This window comes from Kitasatospora sp. NPDC057198 (genome assembly GCF_042670125.1).
Taxonomy (GTDB): Bacteria; Actinomycetota; Actinomycetes; order Streptomycetales; family Streptomycetaceae; genus Kitasatospora.
Genome location: NZ_JBHUWH010000514.1, coordinates 1 through 5287 on the forward strand (window position 1 = coordinate 1; position 5287 = coordinate 5287).

The window sequence follows — 5287 nt, forward strand, 5'->3', positions numbered from 1 at the left end:
GTGCAAGCTCTCGTCCTGCGTCGCGATCCGGCTGTGCGTGCTCGGTTGGCCGCGCAGTTCCCCGCGCCCCTGGTTTCGCCTCAGCGCAGCGGGTCTCCCCGCGCCCCCGGTTCCACGCCGTCCGCCGAGCTCCCCGATCACACGCCGTCCAGCAGGATCCCCCGGAGGGTCTCCCACTGGTCCGGGTCGGTGGCCACCAGGAGGCCGTCGGGGCCGCCGGGGGCCTCGGGGCGGTAGGGGGTGCCGTCGAAGCGGGCGCTGCGGCCGCCGGCCTCGGTGACGAGGAGGGAGCCGGGGGCGTGGTCCCAGGGGAGGGTGCGCCAGTAGAGGATGAAGTCGTGGGTGCCGGTGGCGATCAGGGGGTACTCGATGCCGGCGGAGCCGCGGCCGGGGTCGAGGGGGCCGAGGGCGAGGGTGTTGGCGAGCAGGCGGTGGCCGGTGGGCGGGGCGAAGTAGCGGGTCTTGAGGATGCCGGACCACTTCTCGGGGGCGGTGGCGACCTTCGGCAGGGCGAGCCGTTCGCCGTCGCGCCAGGCGCCGGCGCCGAGTTCGGCGGTGTAGGCGGTGCGCGCGCAGGGCTGCCAGATCCAGGAGGCGACGGTCTCGCCGCGGCGGACCAGCGAGGCCATCACCGCGTACGAGGGCTGTCCGGCGACGAAGTTGCGGGTGCCGTCGACGGGGTCGACCAGCCAGGCGGCGGGCTCGTCGTGCAGGGCGCGGGCGAGCGCGGGGTCGGCGGCGACGGCCTCTTCGCCGACCACGGGGACGGGGAGCAGCTCGCGCAGGCGCCGGGAGATGATCTGTTCGGCCTCCCGGTCGGCGACGGTGACGATCTCGCCGGGGGCCTTCTCCATCACCTCGCCGTCGGCCAGTGCCCGGAACCGCGGTTCCACCACCTCGGCCGAGACCTCGACCAGGATCTCGGTGACCTTCTCCATCAGCACGCCCGTGCTCCCTTCGCCGCCCCCCACTCTCCCACGTCGGGGAGGTTACGGATGGTGCCCAGGTGGCGCGGGGGACGGGTGGGGGGAGCCGGGGGCGGGGCGCTCCGCGGCGAGGCCGTCGTACTCGGCGCGCACCCGGCGGTCCATCGCCAGCGCGAACCGGGCGTCGTTGACGGCTCGGGCGAGCGGGCGGACGCGCTGGATCCGTTCGGTGAGCCGGGCGGCCTCGGCGGGCGTGAGGTCCTGGACGCGGGTGAGCGCGCCGAGCAGGTGGTCGCGGACCAGGGCGACGAACAGGTCGGCCATCGCGTCCGCGTACTCGCCGGCCCGGCGGCTGACGTCCAGGACGGCGGCCAGCGGCACGCCCTCGCCGACCAGGGCGACGGTGGCGTCCATCAGGCGGCGGCTGACGTGGGTGATGCCGTCGGGGTGGACGGTGACGTAGCCCTGGGCGACGGACTCGGCGGTGTTGGCGGGGGTGAGCTGGTCGCCGAACGCGGCGCGCAGCTCGTCCCAGCCGAGGTGGACGGGCGTCTCGTCGGACCAGGGGGCGACCAGCGCGGCCTGCAGGCCGATCAGTTCGGCGACGTCCCGGCCGTCCTCGCCGGCGCCGATCAGTTCGGCGATGCCGCCCAGGGCGTGGCCGCGCTCGAGGAGTTCGGCGATCAGGCGGAGCCGGGCCAGGTGCTCCTCGCCGTACCAGGCGATCCGGCCCTCCCGGCGGGGCGGCGGGAGCAGGCGGCGTTCGCGGTAGAAGCGGACGGTGCGCACGCTGACGCCGGCCGCCTCGGCGAGTTCGGCGACCCGGTAGGCGCGGGGGCGCTCGTCTTCCTGCTCGGTCTCCGCCACGCCGGTCAGCATAGGGCTCCCGGACGGCGCGCAAACAGCGGCGTCCGGCGCTATTCCACTGAGTGTCAACAAGGGCTACTCTGCCAAACGCGCCAGTGATTACTGGCAACGTCCGCCGCGCGACCAGCCACCAGCCAGCGCCCCCCACCCTCGCCAGGAGGCCCGCCCATGGCACCCCGTACCAAGAAACCCCCCGCGCCCGCCACCGACCCGGACCCGCGGCCGGAGGAGGCCGTCCCGCACGTGCGGGTCGCCGTCATCGGCTCCGGCTTCGGCGGCCTGGGCGCCGGCGTCCGGCTGCGCCGGGCCGGGATCACCGACTTCGTGGTCCTGGAGCGCGCGGACTCCGTCGGCGGGACGTGGCGCGACAACTCGTACCCGGGCTGCGCCTGCGACGTGCCCTCGCACCTGTACTCGTTCTCGTTCGCGCCCAACCCCGAGTGGCCCCGGGTCTTCTCCGGCCAGCCCGACATCCGCGCCTACCTGGAGCGGATCGCCGACACCTTCGGGCTGCGCCCGCACCTGCGCTTCGGCGCCGAGGTCACCGAACTGCGCTGGGAGGAGCAGCACACCCGCTGGCGGGTCACCACGAGGGCCGGGAACTGGACGGCGGACGCCGTGGTCTCCGCGGCCGGACCGCTCGCCGACCCGCAGATCCCGGACCTGCCGGGCCTGGACGCCTTCCCCGGCAAGGTCTTCCACTCCTCCCGCTGGGACCACGACTACGACCTGGCGGGCAAGCGCGTCGCCGTGGTCGGCACCGGCGCCTCCGCCGCCCAGATCATCCCGGCGATCCAGCCGGCCGTCGGCCGGCTGACCGTCTTCCAGCGCACCCCCGCCTGGGTCCTGCCGCGCGCCGACCGCGAGGTCACCGGCCTGGAGAAGTGGCTGCACGCCAACCTGCCGCCGACCGGGCTGCTGCGCCGGGCCGGGCTGTTCGCGATCCGCGAGCTCCAGGTGGACGCGTTCGTCCGCCGCCCGCAGCTGCTGAAGCTCGTCCAGCGGGTCGCGCTGCGGCACCTGCACAAGACCGTCGCCGACCCGGCGCTGCGCGCCAGGCTGACCCCGGACTACCGGATCGGCTGCAAGCGCATCCTGCTCAGCAACACCTACTACCCGGCGCTGGCCGCCCCCAACACCGAGGTGGTCGCGGGCGGCCTGCGCGAGCTGCGCGGCTCCACCCTGGTCGGCGCGGACGGCAGCGAGCACGAGGTCGACGCGATCGTGTTCGGCACCGGCTTCCACGTCACCGACCTGCCGATCGCCGAACGGGTCTTCGGCGTCGGCGGCACCTCGCTGGCCGAGAGCTGGAAGGACGGCATGGAGGCGCTGCGCGGCTCCACGGTGCGCGGCTTCCCGAACCTGTTCTTCCTGATCGGCCCGAACACCGGGCTCGGCAACAATTCGATGATCCTGATGATCGAGTCCCAGCTGAACTACCTCGTCGACGCGCTCACCACCCTCGACTCGCTGGGCGCGACCGCCATGCAGCCCACCGAGCGCGCCCAGCGCCGGTGGAACCTGGAGCTCCAGCACCGGATGGGCCGCACCGTGTGGACCACCGGCGGCTGCCGCAGCTGGTACCTGGAGGAGAGCGGCAAGAACACCGTGCTGTGGCCCGGCTCCACCAGCGCCTTCCGCCGCGCCACCCGGCACGTCGACCTCACCGAGTACGAGCTGCTCAAGCGCACCGCCCCCGAGCCCGTGGAGGCGGTGTCCGCATGAGCCGCATCCCCGCCGACTGCGTGCTGCCCGACCCGGCGGCCGTGCGCGCCGTCCGCTCCGCCGACGGCGCCGAGCTCAACGTCGAGGAGTACGGCCCCGAGGGCGCGCCGCTGGTGGTGCTCGCCCACGGCTGGACGTGCTCCACCGCGTTCTGGGCGCCGGTGGTCAACCGGTTGGCCGCCGACTTCCGGGTCGTCGCCTACGACCAGCGCGGCCACGGCCGCAGCCCCGCCCCCGCCGGCGCCGACGGCTACTCCGCCGAGAAGCTCGCCGACGACCTGGAGGCGGTGCTCGCCGCCACCGTCCCCGCCGGGCGGCGCGCCGTGGTCGCCGGGCACAGCATGGGAGGCATGACGATCATGGCGGCCGGCGACCGGCCCGGCGTCGCCGACCGCACCGCCGCCAACCTGCTGGTCAACACCGGTCCGGGCGCGCTGGTCGCCGAACTGGCCGTGCTGCCGCCCGCCGTCCGGGCCAGGGGCCTGCGGCGCTTCCTGCACCGGCAGATCCTGCGCTCCCGGCTGCCGCTCGGTCCCGTCACCGCCGTCACCAGGGCCGCCCTCAAGTACGCCACCATGGGACCGGCCACGCCGCCCGACCGGGTCGAGGCGTGCGCGCAGGTGGTGCACGCCTGCCCGGCGAAGGTCCGCTTCCACTGGGCGGGCGTGCTCGACACCCTCGACGTGCACGACGGGCTGGCCCGGATCGCCGCGCCCACCGCCGTCGTCGCGGGCAGCCGTGACAAGCTCACCCCGCCCGTGCACGCCCGCCGGATCGCCGCCGCGCTGGCCGATCCGCGCGGCCTGCTCGAACTGTCCGGAACCGGCCACATGAGCCCGGTCGAACGCCCCGCCGAGGTGGCCGGCGAGATCCGCCGCCTCGCCGCCCTGACCGCCGCCCCCCTCGAGGAGACCGCATGACACCGCCGCTGTCCTCGCAGGTCGTCGTCATCACCGGGGCCGCCCGCGGCCTCGGCGCGCTGATGGCCCGCAAGCTCTCCGAACGCGGCGCCAAGGTCGCGCTGGTCGGCCTGGAGCCCGCCGAGCTGAAGGCGGTCGCCGCCCAGTGCGGCGAGCACGCCTCCGCCTGGGAGGCCGACGTCACCGACCTGGAGGCGCTCACCGACACCGCGCACCGGATCAAGGAGCGGTACGGGCGGATCGACGCCGTGGTGGCCAACGCGGGCATCGCGCTCGGCGGGCCGCTGCAGGACAGCGACCACCGGGCCTGGAGCAGGGTGGTCGAGGTCAACCTGCTGGGCTCGGTGGCCACCGCGCGGGCCTTCCTGCCCGCGCTCGCCGAGAGCCGCGGCTACCTGCTGCAGATCGCCTCGCTCGCCGCGCTCACCCCGGCCCCGCTGATGTCCGCGTACTGCGCCTCCAAGGCGGGCGTCGAGTCGTTCGCGCACGCGCTGCGCGCCGAGGTCGCCCACCAGGGGGTCAAGGTCGGTGTTGGGTACCTGAGTTGGACCGACACCGACATGGTGCGCGGCGCCGACGAGGACGCCGTGCTGCGGCGGATGCGGGCCAAGCTGCCCTGGCCCGCCAACAAGACCTACCCGATCGAACCCGCCGTGGACCGCCTGGTGGCGGGCCTGGCCCGCCGCTCCGCGCACGTCTACGCCCAGGCGTGGCTGCGCGGCATGCAGCCGCTGCGCGGGTTCCTGCCCGGCCTGATCGCCGCGGTCGGCTCCCGCGACGTGGCCCGGCTGGCACCGGAGTTGAAGGCCACCGCCGCCACCCGGCTGGGCCCGGTCGGCGCGGGCGGGC

General features: G+C 75.1%; 5 protein-coding genes. 3 read left to right on the forward strand and 2 right to left on the reverse strand.

All coding sequences use genetic code 11. The annotated features are described in order from the left end of the window. Positions 1 to 137 precede the first annotated feature (137 nt). Together ACFUEL_RS34415 and ACFUEL_RS34420 are read right to left on the reverse strand one after the other, a co-directional pair. Positions 138 to 938: an inositol monophosphatase family protein gene (locus ACFUEL_RS34415; RefSeq protein WP_380241301.1), complete on the reverse strand. Its 801-nt coding sequence runs from the start codon at positions 936 to 938 to the stop codon at positions 138 to 140. A 51-nt stretch (positions 939 to 989) separates the two neighbouring features. Further along, the gene (locus ACFUEL_RS34420) at positions 990 to 1805 is read right to left on the reverse strand and encodes a MerR family transcriptional regulator (protein ID WP_380241294.1); all 816 of its coding nucleotides are present in this window, start codon (positions 1803 to 1805) and stop codon (positions 990 to 992) included. Between the two features lie 156 nt (positions 1806 to 1961). Here ACFUEL_RS34420 and ACFUEL_RS34425 point away from each other — a divergent pair, with 156 nt between their 5' ends. The 3 genes from ACFUEL_RS34425 to ACFUEL_RS34435 all read left to right on the forward strand — a co-directional run. Beyond that, on the forward strand, positions 1962 to 3518 hold the full coding sequence (locus ACFUEL_RS34425; RefSeq protein ID WP_380241296.1) for a flavin-containing monooxygenase: 1557 nt from the start codon (positions 1962 to 1964) through the stop codon (positions 3516 to 3518). Next, positions 3515 to 4438: an alpha/beta fold hydrolase gene (locus ACFUEL_RS34430; protein WP_380241298.1), complete on the forward strand. Its 924-nt coding sequence runs from the start codon at positions 3515 to 3517 to the stop codon at positions 4436 to 4438. Before ACFUEL_RS34425 ends, ACFUEL_RS34430 begins: the two co-directional genes overlap by 4 nt. Continuing rightward, a partial coding sequence (locus tag ACFUEL_RS34435; RefSeq protein ID WP_380241300.1) for an SDR family oxidoreductase occupies positions 4435 to 5287 on the forward strand: 853 nt, incomplete at its 3' end. The genes ACFUEL_RS34430 and ACFUEL_RS34435, both read left to right, overlap by 4 nt.

Excerpts from the sequence above, each read along its gene's own strand:
- ACFUEL_RS34415 (WP_380241301.1), bottom strand. The coding sequence starts at position 938 with ATGGAGAAGGTCACCGAGATCCTGGTCGAGGTCTCGGCCGAGGTGGTG.
- ACFUEL_RS34420 (WP_380241294.1), bottom strand. The coding sequence starts at position 1,805 with ATGCTGACCGGCGTGGCGGAGACCGAGCAGGAAGACGAGCGCCCCCGC.
- ACFUEL_RS34425 (WP_380241296.1), top strand. The coding sequence starts at position 1,962 with ATGGCACCCCGTACCAAGAAACCCCCCGCGCCCGCCACCGACCCGGAC.
- ACFUEL_RS34430 (WP_380241298.1), top strand. The coding sequence starts at position 3,515 with ATGAGCCGCATCCCCGCCGACTGCGTGCTGCCCGACCCGGCGGCCGTG.